11 protein-coding genes are annotated in these 23142 nt (G+C 68.6%); 3 read left to right on the forward strand and 8 right to left on the reverse strand.

Annotated features, from left to right (window positions below):
• Positions 1 to 285 precede the first annotated feature (285 nt).
• Positions 286 to 6288 (forward strand): alpha-2-macroglobulin, encoded by a 6003-nt coding sequence (locus JMF86_RS16775; protein ID WP_011547051.1) that lies wholly within the window; start codon positions 286 to 288, stop codon positions 6286 to 6288.
• 45 nt (positions 6289 to 6333) lie between these two features.
• The gene (gene pbpC / locus JMF86_RS16780) at positions 6334 to 8763 is read left to right on the forward strand and encodes a penicillin-binding protein 1C (protein WP_011694828.1); all 2430 of its coding nucleotides are present in this window, start codon (positions 6334 to 6336) and stop codon (positions 8761 to 8763) included.
• Between the two features lie 24 nt (positions 8764 to 8787).
• Here the strand turns inward: pbpC and JMF86_RS16785 are convergent, their stop codons facing one another.
• From JMF86_RS16785 to JMF86_RS16815, 7 genes are all read right to left on the reverse strand, one after another.
• A complete protein-coding gene (locus JMF86_RS16785; RefSeq protein ID WP_011694827.1) occupies positions 8788 to 10194 on the reverse strand; it encodes a methyl-accepting chemotaxis protein in 1407 nt (468 codons plus the stop codon).
• A gap of 250 nt (positions 10195 to 10444) precedes the next feature.
• Positions 10445 to 11515: a porin gene (locus JMF86_RS16790; protein ID WP_011547054.1), complete on the reverse strand. Its 1071-nt coding sequence runs from the start codon at positions 11513 to 11515 to the stop codon at positions 10445 to 10447.
• Positions 11516 to 11732: 217 nt separating this feature from the next.
• Complete coding sequence (gene acs, locus JMF86_RS16795; RefSeq protein ID WP_041489468.1) at positions 11733 to 13715, reverse strand: acetate--CoA ligase; 1983 nt, start codon at positions 13713 to 13715, stop codon at positions 11733 to 11735.
• A 248-nt stretch (positions 13716 to 13963) separates the two neighbouring features.
• Positions 13964 to 15850: a sigma-70 family RNA polymerase sigma factor gene (locus tag JMF86_RS16800; RefSeq protein ID WP_011547056.1), complete on the reverse strand. Its 1887-nt coding sequence runs from the start codon at positions 15848 to 15850 to the stop codon at positions 13964 to 13966.
• Positions 15834 to 16148, reverse strand: a complete 315-nt coding sequence (locus tag JMF86_RS16805) for a high-potential iron-sulfur protein (RefSeq protein WP_011547057.1) — start codon at positions 16146 to 16148, stop codon at positions 15834 to 15836. The genes JMF86_RS16800 and JMF86_RS16805 overlap by 17 nt, the downstream gene beginning before the upstream one ends.
• A 98-nt stretch (positions 16149 to 16246) precedes the next feature.
• On the reverse strand, positions 16247 to 17443 hold the full coding sequence (locus JMF86_RS16810; protein ID WP_125381625.1) for a c-type cytochrome: 1197 nt from the start codon (positions 17441 to 17443) through the stop codon (positions 16247 to 16249).
• Between the two features lie 79 nt (positions 17444 to 17522).
• The gene (locus JMF86_RS16815) at positions 17523 to 19244 is read right to left on the reverse strand and encodes a methanol/ethanol family PQQ-dependent dehydrogenase (RefSeq protein ID WP_011547059.1); all 1722 of its coding nucleotides are present in this window, start codon (positions 19242 to 19244) and stop codon (positions 17523 to 17525) included.
• A gap of 431 nt (positions 19245 to 19675) precedes the next feature.
• Here JMF86_RS16815 and JMF86_RS16820 point away from each other — a divergent pair, with 431 nt between their 5' ends.
• Positions 19676 to 22009 carry a TonB-dependent receptor gene (locus JMF86_RS16820; RefSeq protein WP_011547060.1) on the forward strand — a complete coding sequence of 778 codons (2334 nt, stop codon included), beginning with the start codon at positions 19676 to 19678 and terminating at the stop codon, positions 22007 to 22009.
• Positions 22010 to 22078: 69 nt separating this feature from the next.
• Here JMF86_RS16820 and JMF86_RS16825 read toward each other — a convergent pair whose 3' ends face one another.
• Positions 22079 to 23095 (reverse strand): alpha/beta fold hydrolase, encoded by a 1017-nt coding sequence (locus tag JMF86_RS16825; RefSeq protein ID WP_011547061.1) that lies wholly within the window; start codon positions 23093 to 23095, stop codon positions 22079 to 22081.
• Positions 23096 to 23142 lie beyond the last annotated feature (47 nt).

The following is a 23142-nucleotide window of genomic DNA, read 5'->3' on the forward strand; positions in this document are numbered from 1 at the left end:
CCTGCCGAGCCGGGCATTCTAGCGAACGCGGCGCCGCCATGTGCAGAGATCGGGCGGTGGACCCGGGAACCCGTGGAAATCCGCCCGACCGACCGGTCGTCGGCCGGCGTTGCGCGCCGGCACACCGCTGTTTCCATCGTTTCGGGTCTGATCGATAATGGCGCCCAGCATCCGGTCGAACATACCAAGTATTCACGGCGCAACCGGGCCGCGCCGTCACAGACCCAAAACGATTCGGGGAAGGTTGCCGCTGGGGCAGCATGTCCTTGACAAGGAAATAACAAAATGGATTTGCTGCGCTTCCTGCTGCTCCTGCCGATTCGCGTGGCGGGCTTCGTCTGGTGGCTGCTCGGCTGTGCGTTGCGGCCGCTGGTCGGCGACGTGTCGTGGACGGCGCCCGCATGGATGGGCGTCACCGCCGCGGCCGTGCGCCGCCGTCCGTGGCATGCCGGCGGCCTCGTGCTGCTCGCGGCTGCGCTCGGTTACGGCGGCTACTGGTTCAAGCATCGCCCGAAGCCGCCCGAGCCTGAAACCGTCGGCTTCACCGTGAAGGCGCCGGCGATCACGACCTACGAGGTCGACGATGCCGACAAGCCGAAGATCACCGTGCACCCGCTGGAAGTGGCGTTCTCGCAATCGGCCGCGCCGATCGAGCAGGTCGGCAAGCCGGCCGGTGACGGCATCGAGATGACGCCGGCGCTGAAGGGCGCGTGGGAGTGGGCCGACGACAAGACGCTGCGCTTCACGCCGGTGGCCGACTGGCCGGTCGGCGCGCACGTCGAGGTGCGCTTCGCCGTGCATCGCGTGTTCGCGCCGCAGGTGACGATGCACGACGACCGTTTCGCGTTCGACGTGCCGGCGTTCGCCGCGACGTTCGGCGACAACCAGTTCTACCAGAACCCCGACAATCCGGCGGAGAAGCAGGCGCTGCTGCAGTTGCGCTTCAACTACCCGGTCGATCCGGCCGAGTTCGAGAAGCGCATCGACCTCGTGCTGGTCGGCCGCGACGGCAAGACCGTGTCGCCGCTGCGCTACACGGTCAACTACGACAAGATGAAGACGAGCGCGTGGGTCCACTCGCAGCCGCTCGAGATTCCGCGCGATCCGCTCGCGGTGCGGCTCGACGTCGACAAGGGCGTGAAGAGCGCGCGCGGCGGCAACGGCACGCCGGACGTGCTGCATGCGTCGGTCGGCGTGCCGGGGCTGTACAGCCTGTCGATCGGCAATATCGCGCCGACGCTGGTCGACAACGAGCGCTACGAGCCCGAGCAGGTGCTCGTCGCGGAAACCTCCGACGGCGTGCGCGGCGCCGACCTGGCCGCACGCGCGAAGGCGTGGGTGTTGCCGAAGCGCAAGCCGGGTGTCGAGCAGGCGGACGACGATCCGCCGTACGAATGGAACGTGGCCGACATCAGCGACGCGGTGCTGAAGCAGTCGAAGCCGCTGCCGCTCGACGTCGTGCCGACCGAGAACGACTTCGCGACGCTGCAGAGCTTCAAGTACCACGCGACGCCGGGCGAGCGCGTCGTCGTGCGCTTCGAGGGCGACCTGAAATCGACCGGCGGCTACCGGCTCGGCGCGCCGGTGACGAACGCCTTCACGGTGCCCGACTATCCGAAGCTGCTGCGCTTCATGGCCGACGGCTCGCTGCTGTCGATGAGCGGCAGCAAGCGGCTGTCGGTCGTGTCGCGCAACCTGCCGGGCATGAAGGTCGAGATCGGCCGCGTGCTGCCCGACCAGATCCAGCATCTCGTGAGCTTCAACAACGGCACGTACGCGCGGCCCGAGCTGTCGTATTCGTTCAGCGAGGATCACATCGTCGAGCGCTTCGTGCAGACCCGCGCGTTCCCGGCCGGCGATCCCGGCCGTGCACATTACGAAGGCATCGACCTCGGCCAGTACCTGAAGGACGGCAAGCGCGGCGTGTTCCTGCTGCATCTGTCGAAGTACGATCCGGCGGCCGAGAAGAAGAAAGCCGACGACGCGAAGGGCAGTGATTCGGCATCGGATGACGGCAGCCAGGATCAGTCCGACAACGCCGATTCCGGCGACAGCAGCGGCAACGGCGACGACGGCGACAACGCGCTCGGCGACACGCGCCTGATCGTCGTGACCGATCTCGGGATGCTGGTCAAGAAGGCGCTGGATGGCAGCCAGGACGTATTCATCCAGTCGATCCGCACGGGCCGCCCGGTTGCGGGCGCAACCGTATCGGTGCTCGCGGTGAACGGCCAGGCGCTGTTCACACAGACCACGAGCACCGACGGCGTCGTGCATTTCCCCGCGTTCAAGGGGCTCGACCGCGAGAAGCGTCCGCAGCTGTACGTCGTGAAGAAGGACACCGATCTGTCGTTCCTGCCGGTGGCCGGCCGCGACCGCCAGCTCGACTTCTCGCGCTTCGACGTCGACGGCGAGCGCAACGCGACGGGCCAGGGGCAATTGTCCGCGTACCTGTTCTCGGATCGCGGGCTGTACCGGCCCGGCGATCCGTTCCACATCGGCCTGATCGTGCGCGCGGCCAACTGGGCGCGCAGCCCGGCCGGCGTGCCGCTGCAGGCGGAGATCGTCGACCCGCGCGGGATGACCGTCGAGCGTAAGCCGGTAACCGTCGACGCGACGGGTTTCACCGAGCTCGGCTACACGACCGCCGAAACGGCGCCGACCGGAACGTGGACGGTCAACCTGTATATCGTCAAGGACGGCCAGCCGGGTGCCGAGCCGATCGGCAGCACGACGGTGCAGGTGAAGGAATTCCTGCCCGACCGGATGAAGGTCGACGCGAAGCTGTCGCAGCAGGTCGTCGAAGGGTGGGTGAAGCCGAAGGGGCTGAAGGGCCTCGTCGATGCGCAGAACCTGTTCGGCACGCCGGCCGAGAAGCGCCGCGTCGCGGCGACGCTGACGCTGCGTCCCGTGTGGCCGTCGTTCCGCAGCTGGCAGGGGTATCACTTCTTCGACGCACGCCGCGCGAAGGAGGGCTATACGACCACGTTGCAGGACGGCACGACCGACGACAAGGGCCATGCCGAGTTCGATCTCGATCTCGACAAGTACGCGGACGCGACCTATCAGCTCTACTTCCAGGCGAAGGCATACGAAGCGGAAGGCGGGCGCAACGTCGCCGCGAACGCGCAGACGCTCGTGTCGAACAACGACTGGCTCGTCGGCTACAAGTCGGTCGACGATCTCGGCTACGTGAAGCGCGGCAGCCCGCGCACGGTGCGGCTCGTCGCGATCGACCCCCGCGCGAAGGCGATCGACGTGAAGGACCTGCGCGCGCAGCTCGTCGAGCAGCGTTACGTGTCGGTGCTGACCAAGCAGGATTCCGGTGCATACAAGTACGATTCGCGGCTGAAGGAAGTGCCGGTCGACGAGAAGCCGCTGTCGATTCCCGCAGCCGGGCTCGACTACGCGCTGCGCACCGACAAACCGGGCAGCTATGCGCTCGTGATCCGCCGCGCGGATGGCGCGGCGGTGAACCGGATCGAGTATTCGGTCACGGGCGCCGCGAACGTCACGCGTTCGCTCGACCGCAACGCGGAGCTTCAGGTGAGTCTCGCGAAGCACGACTTCAAGCCGGGCGAGCAGGTCGAGATCGCGATCCGTGCGCCGTATGCGGGTAGCGGCCTGATCACGATCGAGCGCGACAAGGTGTATGCACATGCGTGGTTCCATGCGGACACGACGAGTTCTATCCAGCACATCACGGTGCCGGCCGGCTTCGAAGGCAACGGCTACATCAACGTGCAGTACATCCGCGATCCGTCGTCGGACGAGATCTTCATGAGCCCGCTGAGCTACGGCGTCGTGCCATTCTCGGTGAACCTCGACGCGCGCCGCAACGCGGTGAGCGTCGACGCGCCGGCGCTCGTGAAGCCGGGCGATACCGTCAACTTCACCGTGCATTCGGCGAAGCCCGCGAAGGTCGTCGTGTTCGCGGTCGACGAGGGCATCCTGCAGGTCGCGCGCTACAAGCTCGGCGATCCGCTGAAGTTCTTCTTCCGCAAGCGGATGCTCGAAGTCGGCACGTCGCAGATCCTCGACCTGATCCTGCCGGACTTCGAGAAGCTGATGGCGATGGCCGCGCCCGGCGGCGACGCCGACGACGCGATCGGCCGCCAGCTGAATCCGTTCAAGCGCAAGCGCGACAAGCCGGTCGTCTACTGGTCGGGGATCGTCGACGTGAACGGCGACACGCGGCTGAGCTACACGGTGCCCGACTACTTCAACGGGAAGTTGCGCGTGATGGCCGTGTCGGTGTCGCCGGATCTGGTCGGCACGTTCGAAGGCGCGACGACGGTGCGCGGCGATTTCGTGCTGTCGCCGAACGTGCCGACGACGCTCGCGCCGGGTGACGAGGCCGACGTCAGCGTCGGCGTCGCGAACAACCTGACGGGCGTCGGCAACCAGCCGGTGCCGGTCGCGGTCACGCTGAAGACGGGCCCGCAGTTGCAGGTGATCGGGCCGGCGACGCAGAACGTCGCGCTCGCGCCGCAGCACGAAGGCGTCGCGCTGTTCCGCGTGAAGGTGACCGACACGCTCGGCTCGGGCGCGCTGTCGTTCGGCGCGCGCTACGGCGCGAAGGGCGCGCAGCAGCGTGTCGACGTGTCGGTGCGGCCGGCCGCCGCGTTCCGCACGCAGCTCGACATCGCGCGGCTCGACCCGGGCAAGAAGGCCGGCGTGCCGAACCTGCGGTCGATGTACGACGCATACGCGTCGCGCGACGCGAGTATCTCGACCGCGCCGCTGGTGCTGTCCGAAGGGCTGTCGTCGTATCTCGTCAACTTCGAGCACGCTTGCAGCGAGCAGATGGTGAGCGCGGCCGTGCCACGCATGTTCGCGGCGAAATGGCTGTCGGTGCGCGCGCTGACGAGCGCGATGCATGCGCCCGAGGCCGGCGCCGATGCGGCCAATGCGAGCGCGATCGCGCAGTTCGTCGGCGTGCTGCGCAGCCGGCAGAACGCGCAGGGCGGCTTCGGCCTGTGGAGCGCGACGCCCGATGCCGATCCGTTCGTGTCCGCGTATGCGATGCACGTGCTGCTCGACGCGCGAGATCGCGGCGTCGCGGTGCCGAAGGACATGCTCGACGCGGGCAACGCGTACTTGCAGCGGCTCGCCGCGAACGACTCGCTCGGCTCGCTCGATCTGCTACGGCAGCGCGCATACGCGGTGTACCTGCTGACGCGCCAGGGCAACGTGACGACCAACAGCCTCGCGGCCGTGCAGAAGCGGTTGCAGGCGGCCTATCCGAACGACTGGCGCAATGATCTCGCGGCCGCGTGGCTCGCCGCGTCGTATCAGTTGCTCAAGCAGGACAAGGAAGCCGCCGCGCTGATCGCGGGCCCGCAGGCATTGCTCGAACGCAAGCGCGCGTCCGACGGCGACTATTCGACCGGCTACTACATCGACCCGCTGACGCGCGACGCGAGCGTGCTGTACCTGCTCGCGAAGCACTTCCCGGAGCGCGTGCGCAAGCTGTCGCCGCGCGCGATGGACAACCTCGCCGCGCCGCTCGTCGACAACCGCTACAACACGCTGTCGTCGGCGATGACGATTCTCGCGCTCGACGCGTATGCGGCATCGAACGTGGGCCAGCTCGACCAGCTTGCGATCAACGAAGTGCGCGCGGGCGCCGCGCCGAAGGACGTATCGTCGATCCAGGCGAACCTCGTGCGCTCGGGCACGTGGGCGGCCGGCGCGTCGCGGGTCGACTTCGTGAACGGCAGCACGTTGCCGGCGTGGTGGGTCGCGAGCCAGTCGGGCTACGACCGCGGCACGTCGACGAAGGCGATCAGGAACGGGCTGGAGATCGTGCGCGACTACACGGATACCGACGGCAAGCCGCTCGCGAGGATCGCGCTCGGCCAGGAGATCGACGTGCACCTGAAGATCCGTGCGACCGGTTCGGCGAACGTCGGCAACGTCGCGATCGTCGACCTGCTGCCGGGCGGCTTCGATCCGGTGATCGCGCCGCCCCCCGCGACCGATACGCAGGAGGGGGACGGCAACGGCGACGGCAGTGCGTCGGCGCCGGTGGCCGATGCGCCGTGGCATTCGCCGATCGGCGTGAAGGGCTCGACGTGGCAGCCGCAGTTCGCCGATATCCGCGAGGATCGCGTGGTGATCTACGGCACCGCGACGACCGACGTGCGCGAGTTCGTCTACCGGATCAAGGCGAGCAACGCGGGCCGCTTCGTTGCGCCGCCGGCCTACGGCGAATCGATGTACGACCGCCGCGTGCAGGCGCAGGCGCCGGGCGGCACGGCACTGACGGTGGAGCGTGTGCGATGACGAGGCGGTTTCCTTCGCGTTGCACGTCGCCGGGAGCGGCCGCGCGTGGCTGACGCATCCCTGCTCCGGCGCGCGCTGCACTCCGCCGGCCGCTGGCTGCATCGCTGGCAGAACTGGCTTGGGGGCGCGTTGCTCGTGTTCGGCGCGCTGGCCGCGTGCCGGCTGTGGCCGCATCCGCCGCTGCGCGACTGGAAACCGTCGTCCGTCGCGGTGACCGACGCGCAGGGCCGGCTGCTGCGCCTGACGCTCGCGAAGGACGACCGCTACCGGCTGTGGGTGCCGCTCGACCGGATGTCGCCGCAGCTCGTCGAAGCCGTGATGCTGCACGAGGACCGGTGGTTCCGGTGGCATCCGGGTTTCAATCCGTACGGGCTCTTGCGCGGCGCATGGATCACCTATGTGCGCGGCGGCAATCCGCAGGGCGGCTCGACGCTGACGATGCAGCTCGCGCGCTCGCTGTGGAAGCTGAACACGCGCACGCCGGCCGGCAAGCTCGAGCAGGTCGCGCGTGCGGTGCAACTCGAACTGTTCTACTCGAAGCGGCAGATTCTCGAAGCGTATCTGAACGACGCACCGTACGGCCGCAACGTCGAAGGCGCGGGCACCGCGAGCGTCGTCTATTTCGACCGGATGCCCGACGCGCTGACGCTGCCCGAAGCGCTCGCGCTCGCGGTGATTCCGCAGGACCCGGCGCGGCGCGTGCGCGGCGGGCAGGACGCGATCAACCGCGCGCTGGCCGCGTCGCGCAACCGGCTGTATGCGCGCTGGCTGACGAAGCATCCGCGCGATGCGTCGCTCGCGCCGTTGTTCGCGTTGCCGCTCGCGATGCGGCCGCTGTCCGCGTTGCCGTTCGATGCGCCGCATGCGGTCGACCAGGCGCTCGCCGCGCGCAGCGCGTGGCGAACGACGTCGGGCGCCACGGCGGCCGATGGCGATCGCGATGACGGCAGCGATGGCGGCGCGCGGCTCGTGACGACGCTCGATCTCGACCTGCAACGCACGCTCGAACGGCAGATTTCACGCTACGTCGCGCGCAACGATACGCGGGGTGTGCGCAACGCAGCGGCCATCCTCGTCGATACGCGCGACATGGGCGTGAAGGCGCTGGTCGGCTCCGCGAACTTCTTCGACCGGACGATCGACGGGCAGGTGAATGGCACGCTCGCGCGGCGCTCGCCGGGCTCGACGCTCAAGCCGTTCATCTATGCGCTCGGCTTCGACCAGGGCGTGCTGCATCCGCAGACCGTGCTGCGCGACGTGCCGACTTCGTTCGGCCCTTACGCGCCGGAGAATTTCGACGGTCATTTCCTCGGGCCGATCACGGCGACCGACGCGCTGAACCGCAGCCGCAACGTGCCGGCCGTGTGGGTCGCATCGCAGCTCAAGTCGCCGGACCTGTACCGGTTCCTGCAGGACGCCGGCGTGCGCCGGCTCGCGAGCGCGCAGCACTACGGGCTCGCGCTCGTGCTCGGCGGCGGCGAAGTGACGATGCAGGATCTCGCGGCGCTCTACGCGATGCTCGCGAATCGCGGCGAGTTCCGGCCGCTGCGGCTGCGCGCGGACGAACCGGCGCTGCCCGGCCGACGCCTGCTGAGCACCGAAGCGAGCTACATGACGATGGACATGCTGCGCCAGCACCTGCGCCCCGACGAGACGAGCGGCGCGCAGCCGTCGAGCGTGCCCGTGTACTGGAAGACCGGCACGTCATGGTCGTTCCGCGATGCGTGGACGGCCGGCGTGTTCGGCCCGTACGTGCTGGTCGTGTGGGTCGGCAACTTCGACAATTCGACCAATACCGCGTTCGTCGGTGTCGATGCGGCCGCGCCGCTGTTCTTTCAGGGCGTCGATGCGATGAATGCGGAACGTACGCTCGTCGAGCCGCCGCGCGCGGTGCCGCCGAACCTGAAGCGCGTGCGGGTCTGTCTCGCGAGCGGCGACCTGCCGAACGAGTGGTGTCCGCAGCAGGGCTGGACGTGGTTCATTCCAGGCACGTCGCCGATCCGCGTGAGCACCGTGCACCGGCCCGTCGTGATCGACGACGCGACGGGGCAGGCCGCGTGCCCGCCGTACGACGGCAAGCGCACGCATACGGAAGTCTTCGAGTTCTGGCCGTCGGATTTGCAGCAGGTGTTCGCGCAGGCCGGCATTCCGCGCCGGCGGCCGCCGCAGAATGCGGCGTGTCGCGATGCCGGGCAGGTCGAAGGCGACCCGCCGCGCATCACGTCGCCGCTGCGCGGCAGTACGTATGCGATGCGCGTGAAAAGCACCGACGAAACGCGTATCGCGTTCAACGCGACCGCCGATGCGAGCGCGCATGCGCTGTACTGGTTCGTCAACGACGCGTACGTCGGCCGCAGCGCGCCGGGCGATGCGCTGTTCTGGCAGCCGCGCACGGCCGGCAGCTATACGGTGCGGGTGGTCGACGATCACGGCCGCAGCGACCAGCGGCCGCTGGGCGTGGGGCTGGAACAGTAAGGCGCGCGGCCCGCGCGCGCCGGTTCAAACGCTGTAGCCGATCCGCAGTACACCCCATGACCGTCCGCCGACGACGATCGGCGCGGACACGTCCTTCATCAGCGCGAACTGGCCGTTGCCCATGTCGCGCCGATAGGTCTGCAACAGGAACGGCTTGTCATGCGCCACGGACATGCGCGCCGTGCGGTCCGTGTAGATCCGGCGGTTCCGGCAATTTGCCGCATTCCACGCGGCGTCCGAGCGCTGAGGCAGCGAGAACTTGCGGTTGTGGGTCGGCAGGTAGCACTGCCGGTCGAAGCTCGCGCAATAGACGACGCGTGCGTCGACGTCGAGCACCGGCTCCTGGATGGCGGGCAGCACGCGATCGGTAAACGCCGTGAAGCGCGTCATGAACTGCTGCGGGTCGGTGCCGGGAATCGGTTCGTAGTGCGTGTCGAAGAGCGCGTCGAGCGTGATGTCGCCGCGGCCGACCGCGTCCTCGAAGAGTTTGCTGATTGCGGCGGCCGTGCTTCGCGCGGTGTCGATCAGGCGCGTGTCGGGCGATTCGATGCCGGTCGCGGCGGTGAGCTCGATCAGCGTCTCGGAGACGGAGAGCAGATTGCCGAGCCGGTCCTTGGCCTGCGAGAAATTGTCGGCCGAGTTCTCGACGCCGGATGCCATCTCGCCCACCTGCTCGTCGAGACGGTGGCACTGCGCCTCGATCTCGTCCGTCAGCGACGCGATCTGTTCGGCCTCGCCGGCCAGCTCGGTGATCGCGTGGCCGGTCGCGTGCACGACCTCGCCGATCGTGCGCGTGCCCTCGCGCACGCGATGCGCGCGGGCGGCATTGTCGGTGCCTTCCGCGAGCAGGTGCTCGGTCTGCTCGGCGAGCCGTGCGAGCGTCGTCTCGATCTGGGCCGTTGCCTGCCCGGTCTTCGCGGACAGGTTCTTGACCTCGGCCGCGACGACCGCGAAGCTGCGACCCGACTCGCCGGCGCGCGCGGCCTCGATCGCGGCGTTCAGCGCGAGCAGGTGGGTCTGGCGCGCGATGACGGAGATCTCCTCGGAGACGGTCCGCACGTGGTCGAGCGCATCGCGCAGCGCGCCCATCTGGTCGCTGATCGTGGTGACGCCCTCGACAAGGCCGTGAATGTCCGCGAGCGATGCCTCGATCGTCTGCTGCGACTGCTGCACCGCATTCGACGCATTGGCGCTGACGTCGCGCACCTGCTGCGCGGCCTCGGCGATCCGGTGGTTGCCGCGCAGCGTGAGGGCGGCCGATTCGCGCAGCGTGTGGCACACCTCCGCCTGCCGGGCGACACGCGCCGCGACTTCCTCGACGTGGCCCGACACGTCGCAGATCTCGATGCCGAGCTTGCCGGCCTGCTCGGCGATGTCGCCGACGAGCGCGCGCGATGAACGGCGGCCGCGGCCGATTCCGAAGAAGTTCACGTTGGTGGGTCTCCTTGAGGGCACGCGCGTCGGGTTCCCGGCGGATGTTGGGCGTGCGTTCCTGACTTGACGGCCGCACGGCCGCGGACTTGAGGTCGGGTAAACATCGAGATCCGCGTGCCGGAGGGCCGGAGCGGCGCCGGGCAAGGGCGCGTTCGCACCACGTTTGCGCGACGTTTCCGGGGCGGCTGCGCGGCGATGCGGAGCCGGACGGGCGGCCTGTCGCGGCCGCCCGTCCGCAGGCGCTGCGTCAGAACACGTGGTGGATGCCGGCATTGACGCCGACCGTCGTGCCCGGCAACCCGTACAGCGCGCCGCCGGTGATGCCGAGGCCGGTATTCATCGCGCCGTGGTTGTTGACCACGCCGACCTGCGCATACAGCCCGGTTCGCTTCGACAGGCTGTAGTCGGCGCCGATCGCGGCCAGCAGCGAATGATTGTGCGAATCGTTGCGGTCGGTCGTGTACCACGCGCCGGTGTTCAGGTCGAGGGCCGGCGTGACGCGATAGTCGAGGCCGGCGCTATACACGTTGTTGCTGAACGAGCCGGCGACCTTGTAGCTCGTGAACGATGCCTTGCCGGTCACCGGCCCGAACGTGTAGCCGGCGCCGATCGTGCGGCCGACGAACGCGACCGTGCTCGCAACCGGCGTCGGCGACGTGCCGCCGTTGCCGTCGTAGAGCGCCGCGTTGAGCATGAAACCGCCGTTCGTATAGGTGAGGCTGCCGGAATACTGGCGCCCCGCCTGGAAGTCGCCGGCCTTGCCGCCGAAGCCGAACATCGCGCTGGCCGTCAGTCCGGCGATCGTCGGGCTCGTATACGAAATCGCGTTCGGGTTGAAGAGGCCGGTGACGAGCACGTTGTCCACATACGGCACCAGCGCGGCGCCGAAGTGCGAGACGTTGCGCGGGTCCGATCCGAGGATCGCCAGCACGAACGGCGAGAACTGCAGGCCGACCTTCGTTTCGCCGAAGCCGCCGTCGATCCCGACCCACGCCTGGCGGCCGAAGAAGTTGCCGTTCGAATGGCCGAACGCGCCGTCCGTGATGTTGAAGCCGCTTTCCAGCTTGAATCTCGCGTGCAGCCCGCCGCCGAGATCCTCGGTGCCCGTGATGCCGAAGTTGGTCGGCGTCATGCCCGTGTCCGTTAGCGCGAACTGGCGTCCGGCGTTGCCGCCGGTGGCCGAATCGAGCGATCGGTTCGTATAGAGCAATGCGGCGTCGAGATCGCCGTACAGCGTGACGCTGCTCTGCGCGAAGCTGCTCGTGCTGGCGGCCGCGCCGAGCAGCGCCGCGCACATCGTCCATGTCCTGCTCTTCATCGTCTGTCTCCGTTTTGTGAGTGTTGTAATACGTACGACTAATTAACAATGCAATGGCGGAAGCGTTACGAGCCGCCTGCATGCCGTGCCGTCGGGGACCGCACGGCGATGCTTGTCGACGGCGCTGCAACGCGGCTGCGCGCCCGGTGTGAGAGGCGGGCAGGCGGCCGTGCTGCGGCGCCGTGGTGAAGCGGTCCGCCCGCCGTGGCGGGCGGCGTTACATCGAGCGGTTCAACTGCTCGAGGATGGCCGGATTCTCGAGCGTAGACGTATCCTGCGTGATCGCCTCGCCCTTCGCGAGCGAGCGCAACAGGCGCCGCATGATCTTGCCCGAGCGGGTCTTCGGCAGGTTGTCGCCGAAGCGGATGTCCTTCGGCTTCGCGATCGGCCCGATCTGCTTGCCGACCCAGTCGCGCAGCGTCTTCGCGAGCGCCGCCGCTTCGTCGCCTTCCGGGCGCGAGCGCTTCAGCACGACGAATGCGACCACCGCTTCGCCGGTCGTGTCGTCCGGACGGCCGACCACCGCCGCCTCGGCCACCAGTTCATGCGACACCAGCGCCGACTCGATCTCCATCGTGCCCAGCCGGTGGCCCGACACGTTCAGCACGTCGTCGATCCGGCCCATGATCGTGAAGTAGCCGGTCTCCTTGTCGCGCACGGTGCCGTCGCCGGCCAGATAGAGCGTGCCGCCGAGTTCTTCCGGGTAATAGCTTTTCTTGAAACGCTCCGGGTCGCCCCAGATCGTGCGGATCATCGCGGGCCACGGGCGCTTGACGACCAGAATGCCGCCTTGCCCGTTCGGCACGTCCTGCCCGGTCTCGTCGACCACCGCGGCCGTGATGCCCGGCAGCGGCAGCGTGCACGAGCCCGGCACGGTCGGCGTCGCGCCCGGCAGCGGCGTGATCATGTGGCCGCCGGTTTCGGTCTGCCACCACGTGTCGACGATCGGGCAGCGCTCGTGGCCGACGTGCTTGTGGTACCACATCCACGCTTCCGGGTTGATCGGCTCGCCGACCGTGCCGATGATGCGCAGGCTCGACAGGTCATAGCTCTTCGGATGGACCTTGTCGTCGGCTTCGGCCGCCTTGATCAGCGACCGGATCGCGGTCGGCGCGGTGTAGAACACGGTGACCTTGTGATCGCCGATCATCTTCCAGAAGCGGCCGGCGTCCGGATACGTCGGCACGCCCTCGAACACGACCTGCGTGCCGCCGCACGCGAGCGGGCCGTAGGTGATGTACGTGTGGCCCGTGACCCAGCCGATGTCGGCCGTGCACCAGAACACGTCGTCGGGTTTCCAGTCGAAGGTCCACTTCATCGTCTGCGCGGCCCACAGCAGGTAGCCGCCCGTGCTGTGCTGCACGCCCTTCGGCTTGCCGGTCGAGCCCGACGTATACAGGATGAACAGCGGATGCTCGGCGCCGACCCAGGTCGGCTCGCAGCGGTCGGATTCGCCGTCGGTCAGCTCATGCATCCATAGGTCGCGCTCCGCATGCCAGTCGATCTTGCCGCCGGTGCGGCGATAGACGATCACGCTTTTGACCGCTTCGCAGCCGCCCAGCGCGATCGCCTCGTCGGCGATGCTCTTGAGCGGCAGCGTCTTGCCGCCGCGCGCCTGTTCGTCGGCGGTGATCAGCGCGACCGCGCCGACGTCGACGAGCCGCTCGTTCAGCGATTTCGCGGAGAAGCCACCGAACACGACCGAGTGGGTCGCGCCGATGCGCGCGCAGGCCTGCATCGCGACGATGCCTTCGATCGACATCGGAATGTAGATGACGACGCGATCGCCCTTGCCGATCCCGCGTTTCTTCAGCGCATTGGCGAAGCGCGACACGCGCGCGAGGAGATCGGCATAGGTGACGCGGGTGACGGTGCCGTCGTCGGCCTCGAAGATCACCGCGACGCGCTCGCCGTTGCCGGCTTCGACGTGGCGGTCGAGGCAGTTGTACGACGCGTTCAGCTCGCCGTCGTCGAACCATGTGTAGAACGGCGCGTTGCGCTCGTCGAGCACCTTGGTGAACGGCTTGTGCCACGTAAGGCCTTCGCGCGCGAGGCGCGCCCAGAAGCCTTCGTAATCCTGCTCGGCCTCGGCGACGAGCGCGCGGTAGGCCGGCATGCCGGAAATGGTCGCCGTCTTCTCGAGCGCCGCGGGCGGCGCGAACTGACGGGTTTCGTGAAGAACCGATTCGATCTTGGACAAGCGTGTCTCCATGCGTTCATGTGATTCCTGACGGCGCTCGGGAAAACGCAACATGCATGCCAGTTGCGCGACTGGTATGCGCTGGCGGCGAAAGTCGCGACGGCCGGGCGTGTGGTGCTCGACCTGATTGGTCGCGCTGTATCGCGGACGGTCGCGCGATGCCGTGTGGCGTTCAGAAATGCAGCAGGTCGTGTTGCAGTCCTGAGCAGTTGGGGCGAGCCGGCAGATGGTCGCGCGGCACCGCCGCGTCAGGCGAGCAGCGAGCGAAGCGCCGGTGCGTGCCTGAATTGCCGGATGCGTTCGAGCGCCGATACCTCGAGCTGACGAACGCGCTCGGCCGACAGGTTCAGTTGCCGGCCGATCTCGCGCAGCGAATATTCGTTGTCGACATCGATGCCGTACCTCAGGCGAAGAATCCACGCCTCGCGTACCGGGAGGCTGTCGATCAGCTCGGCAACCGCCGCACGCAACTGACCGGCGCTCGCGGCTTCTTCCGGCGTCGGCGCGTCGGGGTCGATCGTGACGTCGCACAACGTGAGGTCGTGATCGGGCGAAACCGGCAGGTCGGCGGAGATCGGCTCGCGCACGATGCTCATCAGCTCGCGCACCTTGTCGACCGGCAGCCGCATCTGCGTGGAGAGCGCCCGCGCGTCGGCGACGTCGCCGGTGCGTTGCCGATGGAGTCGCGCGAGCCGCGACAGTTTGTTCAGTGTATCGACCGTATGCGCGGGCACGCGTATCGTGCGGCCCAGATCGGCCAGCGCGTGCGTGATCGCCTGCCGGATCCACCACGTCGCATACGTCGAGAATTTGAAGCCGCGCCGGTGATCGTAGCGATCGACGGCCTTCATCAGGCCGATATTGCCTTCCTGGATCAGATCGGAGAACGGCAGGCCACGATCGGCATAGCGTTTGGCGACCGACACGACGAGCCGCAGATTGCTCTGGAACAGCTTCGTTCTCGCGGGTTGCATCGCCCGCTCGATACGCGCGAGCCGCGCATCGAGCGCGATCGCGATGTGGAGCGGCAGCGCAGACTGGCCGGAGAGGCGAGCGAGCGCGCCGCGCGCGTCGATCAGCGCCGGCGCGTGGCGGGCGAGCGCGGCGGCGCAGTCAGGGTGCGCGGCGCGGCAGGCGTGTAGCCATGCGCGTACGTCGTCGCACGGCGTGAAGAGGTCGTGGCGCGCGGATTCGGCACGTATGCCCGCGGCGGCCAGCGTATCGACGAGTCGTTGTTCGAACGTACGTGCCCGAGTCGCACGCTCGCCGTTCGCTTGCCCGATCCGTTCGATCGCGCGCGAGGTGAAGCGGATGCGGCCGGTCGACGCCGTAGCCTCGCGCAGCAGCGTCCGGTAAGCGGCCGACGCGAAACCGTCGGCATGCAATGCACGCTGCATCGCGGGCGCCAGCGCACCGACACGTTCGAGCGCGTCGACGACCGTATCGCGCCACGCCGGGCTGTCGAGAGAAAGATCGGCGTCGTCGTTGGGCGCCGGTGATTCGATGGCCGGAGCGTCGGGCAACGTCGCCGGTGCACTTGCAGGCGATTCGGCATCGCCGGCGAACCCCGTCACGTAAACCGACGCCGCCACCTTGCCGGCACGAATGTCATCCGCGAGCGCCGCGACGGCGGCGAGTGCCGCCGGATCGCGGCTCAACGCGTCGATGCACGCCGCGCGGCCGCTTTCCAGACGCAGCGCGAGCGCGATCTCTTCGTCGCGTTCGAGCAGCGGCGTCGCGCTCATTTCCCGCAGATAGAGCCGGATCGGATCGTTGGTGTGGCCCGCGAGCAGATCGTCGGCCGGGAGCGGCGTCGATGCGTCGGCGAGCGGCGACGCGACTTCCGTCACTTGCGCGAAATGACGATCGAGCGTCCATGCGGTATGCGCGCCGGTATGCTCGCGCACGTCGATGCCGAGCTCGCGCAGCATCGACGCGGCGGCGTCCGCATCCGCGCCGTCGGTCGCGTCGTCGGGCAGCGCATCGGCGATTTCACCGTGCGTCACGTAGCCGCGATCGATGCCCAGCGCGATCAGCGCATGCAGATGCGCGGCGCGGTCGGCGTGGGCGCCGCGACACGGCGACGGCGCGCCGTCGCGTTCGCGTGCGGGCCCGGCGTCAAGCGAGCTTGGCATAGACGTTGCACCAGCCTTCCGCGGCAACCGTCTTGCCCGCGAACATCGGGCACGTGCCGGAGGATTCGCCCGCGGCGGCCTTGTAGAAGCGGCAGTTCGAGCACGTCTGGCCGGCCTGGTACTTCGGGAACTTGCCGGCGTCGACGGTCGTCGCCTTGGCGCGGTAGCCGAGCGTCTTCGCCGCCGCGTCGTTTTCGTCGACGGGCGGGGCGGCGGCGAATGCGCGCGTGCCGGCCGCGAGCGCGGCGCACAGGCCGGCGGCCTGCACGAAGAAGGTTCTGCGATGACGGGAGATCATGATGCGGTCCTGAATGAAATGAACGGAAAAAGCCCGGCCCGCGCGCCGGGCAAGCTGCCCGGCACGGCGGTCGATCGAAACGAAAGAGGGTGGAGCGGTTACTTGCGCGGCCCGGCGATCAGCGGCGCCTTCGACGCATTCGCGATCTCGGCGGTCAGCTTGTTCTTCGACGCGTCGTAGCCGTTCGAATAAAGCAGGAACGCCATCAGATCCTCGTATTCCTGCGCGGACATCTTGCCGGGGCGATCGGCCGGCATGTTGCTCGACATGTACAGGAAGATGCCGCCGACCGTGATGTGCGACTTGCCTTCGGGCGCGAACGATTCCCCGCTCAGCGCGGGCGCGGTATTGCCCTCGAGCTGGTCGCCGTGGCATTTCGCGCACGCATCGCCGTAGAGCTTCTTGCCATGCTGCACCTGAGCCTGGTCGAACGACGGGACGCCGCCGCCTTCGCTCGTCGACACCTTGACGAAGCCGGGCCGCTGCGCGGACGCGATCGCGCCGTCGAGAAACCGGCCGGGCACGCGCGAGGCGGCGGCTTGCGCGATGCCGTCGGGCAGCGTCCAGCCGCGCGTGAGCGACGCGAGGCGGCCGTTGCCGCTCAGTTGCGACAGCGTGGCGTCGATGCGCTGTTGCAGCGCGTCCTTGCCTGGCCCGAACGCGAACGACAGTTGCCAGTCGGAGTACGGCGACGACGTCGCCGCCACCTGGAACCGTTGTTTCGGGTGCGCACGCTCGTATGCGACGACGCTCGGATACCAGACGATCGCGCGCTGCGCACGGCCCGCGGCGAGCGCACCGATCGTTTTCTCGCTCGTGTTCTCGAGGTCGAAGCGGGCGTTCGTCTGCTGCGCGGCGATCAGTTGCGACGGGCTGCCGTAGGTGGCCGCGATCGTTTCCTTCGCGCCGGACGGCGCGGGCGCATCGCGCAGCGACACGTTGACGTAGCCGGAGCGCAGATAGCCTTGCGAGAACGTCATCTTCGATCCCGACGCATCGGCGATCGCGGAGCGCGGGAAGCCGGCGATCACGTCGCAGTCGCGTTCGAGCGATTTCGTCAGCTCGCTGGCGGAGATGCCGTCGTCGTCGCCGTTGTCGTCGACGCCGCGTGTGTTGAAGGTCGCGGCGATGCCCGCGGTGCGGAACACTTCGCGCGCGACGGAGCGATCGAGCGCCGTGGTGGGGCTGCCGGGCAGCGTGCAGACGCGCACGCCGGCCGATGCGGTTGCCGGTGTCAGCACCACGCCCACGGCGAGCAGACTGGCGACGGTAACGGAAGTGAGGCGAGTATTCATGGTCGGTGTCCGGTTGAAGCGGGTGGGGCGTCGCGCCCGCATCGGGCGCATGCGGGCGCGACTCGGGCGTGGCGCCGGGTCAGTTGAGCGCGAACACGTAGAGCGTGCCGCCGCGCGGAACGTCCTTCGCGATGTCGGCCATCGGGCCGCCCCAGATCGGGTTCGCGCCGCCGTAGCCGGCGAGCACCGCGACATACTCCTTGCCGTCGACTTCATACACCGACGGCTGCGAGATGATGCCGCTCGCCAGTTGCGGGCTTTCCCACAGCACCTTGCCGGTCGCCGTGTCGAACGCGTACAGGTGGCCGTCGAGCGAGCCGCTGAACGCGAGGCCGCTCGCGGTGGTCGCGACGCCGCCGTTCCACGGCTTCTTCGACCAGTGGCTCCACAGCTTCTTGCCGGTGTTCACATCGATGGCCGTCAGTTCGCCGTAGCCTTCGCTGCCCGGCTCGGGCTTGATCTCGAAGCCTTCGCCGAGATACGGCAGGCCTTCCATGTAGCTGACCGACTTGCCGGTCAGGCTCATGCACGCATGCAGCGCCGGCACGACCGCGATGTTGCGTTCCTGGTCGTACGAGATCGACCACCAGTTCTTGCCGCCGAGGAAGCTCGGGCACGTTTCGATCGTCGTGCCGGCCTTCGGGAACTTCGATGCGTCCTGGATCGGCTTGCCGTCGTCCGTGTAGCCGGTGACCGACAGCGCCTTCACGAACGGCGTCGCGTAGATCAGCTTGCCGGTCGTGCGGTCGATCGCGTGGAAGAAGCCGTTGCGGTCGGCGTGGATGATCGCGTCGTAGTCCTTGCCCTTGTACTTGATGTCCGCGAGGACGGCCGCGTTCACGCCGTCGTAGTCCCACGTGTCGTTGTTCGTGTACTGGTAGTGCCACTTCAGGTTGCCGCTCTTCGCATCGAGCGCGAGCAGCGAGTCGGAATACAGGTTGTCGCCGGGGCGCAGCGCCGCGAGCCACGGGCCGGGGTTGCCGACCCCCCAGTACAGCGTGCGCGACGCGGCGTCGTAGGTGCCGGTGAGCCACGCGGCGCCGCCGCCATGGCTCTGCATGCCGTCGGGCCAGGTTTCCGCGCCCTTTTCGCCGGCGGCGGGGATCGTGTAGCGTTTCCAGACCTGCGAGCCGTCCTCCGGATTCAGCGCGGCGATGTAGCCGCGAATCCCATATTCGCCGCCGGACGTGCCGACGACGATCGCGCCGTCGATCGCGAGCGGCGCGAGCGAGAACGCGTAGCCGAGGCCCGGCTCGAACATCTGCTTCTTCCACACGAGCGTGCCGGTCTGCGCGTCGAGCGCCGCGATTTCGCCGTTCAGCATCGCGATGTAGACGTTCTTGCCGTACAGCGCGACGCCGCGGTTGACGACGTCGCAGCACGCGGTCTTGAACGAGGCCGCGCCGAGCTTCGGCTCGTATTTCCACAGCTGCTTGCCGGTCTTTGCATCGAACGCGTAGACGTTGTCCTTCGGCGTCGTCACGAACAGGTAGTTGCCGTTGACGATCGGCGTGGCCTCGAAGCCCTGCTTCAGGTCGGCGGGGAACTTGTACGCCCACACCTGCTTGAGATCCTTCGCGTTCGACGTGTCGATCTGCTTGAGCGGCGAATGCGAGCGGCCGTCGTAGGTGCGGTAGTAGGTCAGCCAGCCCGGGTCGCCGTGTGCATCGGTCAGGCGCTGGTAGGTCACGGCCGGGTAATCCGCGGCCGCTTCGACGAGGCCGGGGTTCAGCGCGACGGCGGCCGCCACCGCGATGCCGATCGTCGCCAGCCGGCTCGCTGAAGCCGAGAGTTTCTTCATGGTTGTCTCCTGGGTCATTGTGGTCGCACCGCCGCGAACGTTGCGTCGCGCCGGCACGGTTGGGGTTTCCGGGCCGAGTGCACTGCCCGTTACGCAAGTCGCATGCCATCGCGGCCGGAAGCCGGTGCGGCGCGGCACGCGGACGCATCGCGGGTGATGCGCCGAGCGACGGTGCGCGTCATGACGTCGACGCAGGTGTTGCATTCAGGTACACCGGCGCGCGCGAAGTGTTGCCAAACATGACAGGTGGTGCAGTCCGCGGGACAGCGGCGAATCGGTCGCACGCGTGCCGTTCCGAAGCGATGTGCGGCGCAGCGCGCGCTGCTCGTGCTCGCGGCGCTGGCACGGTTCTCGCACGCCGGTGTCGCGACAACCCGTCGCCGCGCGGTGCATCGCACGGCCCGGCGAAATACAAGTGCGGAGACAACGGAATGATCAGGAGACCAAAGGCCGCCGGATGGTACGGCGCGATGCGGCGTGGCCGGCGTGCGCGATGCGTTGGCGTGACCGTTGGCACGTTGGCGCTGTTCGGCCTGCCGCCCGGCAGCGTGCGCGCGCAGCAGCAGCCCGACGGCGGCGCGATCGCGCCGGCCGAGCCGCCGGCCATCGTGCTGCCCGCGGTGGTCGTCGTCGGCACGACGCCGCTGCCCGGGATCGGCACGCCGCTGTCGAAAGTGCCGGCGAACGTGCAGAGCGTGCGTGCGACGGAGCTCGACGCGCAGCACCGCGCGACGCTCACCGATTTCTTCGCGGCGAACCTGCCGAGCGTGACGATCTCGGACGCGCAGGGCAACCCGTATCAGGCGGACGTCAACTATCGCGGCTTCACCGCGTCGCCGCTGCTCGGCACGCCGCAGGGGTTGTCGGTGTTCGTCGACGGCGTGCGCGTGAACGAGCCGTTCGGCGACGTCGTGAACTGGGACATCCTGCCCACGCAGGCGATCGACCGCGTGCAGCTGATTCCGGGCTCCAACCCGGTGTACGGGCTCAACACGCTCGGCGGTGCGCTCGCGATCACGACGAAGAACGGCAGGTCGAACCCGGGCGGCGAAGCGGAGGTGTCGGGCGGCTCATGGGGCCGCAAGACCGCCAGCGTCGAGCAGGGCGGCACGATCGGCTCGAACCTCGACTACTACGCGACCGCGAACGTCGCGAACGACGGCGGCTGGGCCGACCATAACGCGAGCCGCGTGCGGCAGGCGTTCGGCAAGCTGCGCTACACTGATGCGGACACGACGCTGTCGATTGCCGCGGGCGGCGCGGACAACACGCTGTCCGGCACCCAGACGATCCCGCGCTCGTTCCTCGACAACCGGAAGCAGGCGTATACGTATCCGGACCGGAACCGCAACAGCGCCGGCTACCTGACGCTGTCGGGCGAGCGATTTTTCGGCGAACACGTCGAGCTGAGCGGCAACGCGTACTACCGGCACCTGCGCAACACCAACACGAGCAGCAACAACAATACGGACTACGGATCGGTGGACGAGGACGGCACGGTCGACACGGTGCAGGGCAGCAATGCGCAATCGACGATCGTCACCGACAGCTACGGCGGCAGCGTGCAGCTCACGCTGCTCGGCAAGCTCGGCGGGATGGCGAACCGGCTGGTCGCGGGCGTCTCGGCCGATGTCGCGAATTCGAGCTACGTCGCGTCGTCGCAGGACGCATCGTTTACCGATGCGCGCGCGGCGATCGGCATCGGCGATTTCGTTCCGCAGACCAGCGCGAAGACGCGCAATGCGAACGTCGGTGTGTACCTGAGCGATGCGCTGTCGCTGACGCCGCACTGGACGCTGACGCTGTCGGGCCGCTACGATTGGTCGAAAGCGCGGATCGGCGACGAGAGCGGCGTGCAGCCGCTGCTCGACGGCAGCCATGTGTTCTCGCGCTTCAACCCGGCCGTCGGGCTCAACTGGAACCCGGTGCCGGGCTTCACCACCTATGCGACGTACAACGAAGGCATGCGTTCGCCGACCGCGATCGAGCTCGCGTGCGCGGACCCGGCCGCGCCGTGTTCGCTGCCGAACGACTTCATCGCCGACCCGGCGCTCAAACCGGTGATCTCGAAGACGTTCGAGGCCGGCATGCGCGGCCGCATCGGCGGGGCGACGACCTGGAGCGCCGCCGCCTATCGCACGACGCTGACCGACGATATCCAGTTCATCAGCAGCCCGGCCAGCGCGCAGGGCTACTTCCGCAACGTCGGCGATACGCGGCGGCAGGGTATCGAGCTCGCTGGCCGCACGCGGGTCGGCCCGCTCGGTGTCGGGCTGTCGTACAGCTATGTCGACGCGACCTACCGCTCGTCGTGGACCGAACACAGCCCGGCGAATTCGGCGGCCGACGCGAACGGCAACGTGACCGTCAAGCCGGGCGACCGCATCCCCGGCATTCCCGCGCATACGGTGAAACTGCGGCTCGACTACGCGGCGACGCCCGCGTGGGACATCGGCGCGAACGTGACCTGGCGCGGCGGCGTGTACGCACGCGGCGACGAGAACAACGGGGACGTGAACGGCCGGATCGCGGGCTACGTGCTGGTCGATCTCGACATGCGTTACCGGATCACGAAGCGGTTCGAGGTGTTCGCGAGCGTGACGAACCTGCTCGACAAGCGCTACGCGAGCTTCGGCGCACTCGGCCAGAATTTCTTCAACGGGCCGAACCATACGTTCGACGGCGCCCATCCGGTGAATGAGCAGTTCGTCGGGCCGGGCGCGCCGCGCGGTGCGTGGGTCGGCGTGCGCTATGCGTGGGATTGAGCGGCGCGTGGCCGTGTGTGGCGCGCTTGCATGTGTCGTCGCGTCATGACACGAGCGAGTGCGGGGCCGTTACGTGAGCGGCACCGTCGCGAACATCGCATTGACGGCGCGTGCGACGCTGCGCGCCAATGCCGGGTCGCTTGCGAGATGCCCGGCCTGCACGCGTTCGATTTCCGCTTCGGGTGCGGCCCGCGCGAGGCGTTCGACGTTGCCGACCGGGCAAACGGGATCGTGCATCCCGTGCGCGGCGAACAGCGGCACGCGCGCCTGTGCGGCCCGTCGCGCGAGCGCGAGCACGCGGCGCTCGCCGAGCCAGCAGTCGTGTTGCAGGTAGTGCGCCTGGACCCGGTATTTGTCGATCAGACGGCCGACGGTCTGGTTCGAACGGACCGCATGCACGGGCGAGCGGCGCGTGCGTGCCGATGCGAGGATCGCGCTTTCGTATGCGTGCCACGCGAGCGCCACTGCGCGCTGGCGGGCTGTGTTCGCGCCGGGGCGCAGCCCGGCAGCGCAGCGCGACAGCAGGTGATCCGGCCGGCCGCCGCCGGCCGCTGCATGCAGGCGCCGCCATTCGCGCGGCGCACGCGTGCGGGAAGTCATGAAGAGCCCGCGGACTTCGCGTGGCGACGTCAGGAACAGCCCGCGCAGCACGACGCCCGTCACCCGCGCCGGATGCGTGCCCGCATACGCGAGCGCGAGCGCGGCGCCCCACGAGCCGCCGACGACGCCCCAGCGGGCGATGCCGAGCTGCTCGCGCACCGCCTCCAGATCCGCGATCAGCCGCGCGGTGTCGTTGTGGCGCGTGCCGCCGCGCGGCCCCGACGCGCCCGCGCCGCGCTGATCGACGAGCACGACGCGCACGCGGGTGAGGTCGAACAGCCGCAGGATGCCGGCCTGGCTGCCGCTGCCGGGCCCGCCGTGCAGCACGACGACCGGATGGCCCTGCGCGGCGCCGGCCACGGCGAAGGCGATCGATTGCGCGTCGCGGTGCAGGCGCCTGTGTACGGGCGGGGCCGGTGACGCCGGCGTATCGGGCAAGGCCCGCGGCGCGAGCGATGGCGTGGATCGAGTCGGGCGACGCGTCATGTCTGTCGATAGGGTTCGGAAGGGGGAACTTTCGGCGGCCGGACGGT

Source organism: Burkholderia sp. E168m15 (assembly GCF_016586105.1).
GTDB lineage: Bacteria > Pseudomonadota > Gammaproteobacteria > Burkholderiales > Burkholderiaceae > Burkholderia > Burkholderia orbicola.

Bases quoted from the DNA above. Each gene is read 5' to 3' on its own strand.
- JMF86_RS16810 (WP_125381625.1), bottom strand. From the start codon at position 17,443: ATGAATACTCGCCTCACTTCCGTTACCGTCGCCAGTCTGCTCGCCGTG.
- JMF86_RS16815 (WP_011547059.1), bottom strand. From the start codon at position 19,244: ATGAAGAAACTCTCGGCTTCAGCGAGCCGGCTGGCGACGATCGGCATC.
- JMF86_RS16790 (WP_011547054.1), bottom strand. From the start codon at position 11,515: ATGAAGAGCAGGACATGGACGATGTGCGCGGCGCTGCTCGGCGCGGCC.
- JMF86_RS16775 (WP_011547051.1), top strand. From the start codon at position 286: ATGGATTTGCTGCGCTTCCTGCTGCTCCTGCCGATTCGCGTGGCGGGC.
- JMF86_RS16800 (WP_011547056.1), bottom strand. From the start codon at position 15,850: ATGCCAAGCTCGCTTGACGCCGGGCCCGCACGCGAACGCGACGGCGCG.
- JMF86_RS16820 (WP_011547060.1), top strand. From the start codon at position 19,676: ATGATCAGGAGACCAAAGGCCGCCGGATGGTACGGCGCGATGCGGCGT.
- JMF86_RS16805 (WP_011547057.1), bottom strand. From the start codon at position 16,148: ATGATCTCCCGTCATCGCAGAACCTTCTTCGTGCAGGCCGCCGGCCTG.
- JMF86_RS16825 (WP_011547061.1), bottom strand. From the start codon at position 23,095: ATGACGCGTCGCCCGACTCGATCCACGCCATCGCTCGCGCCGCGGGCC.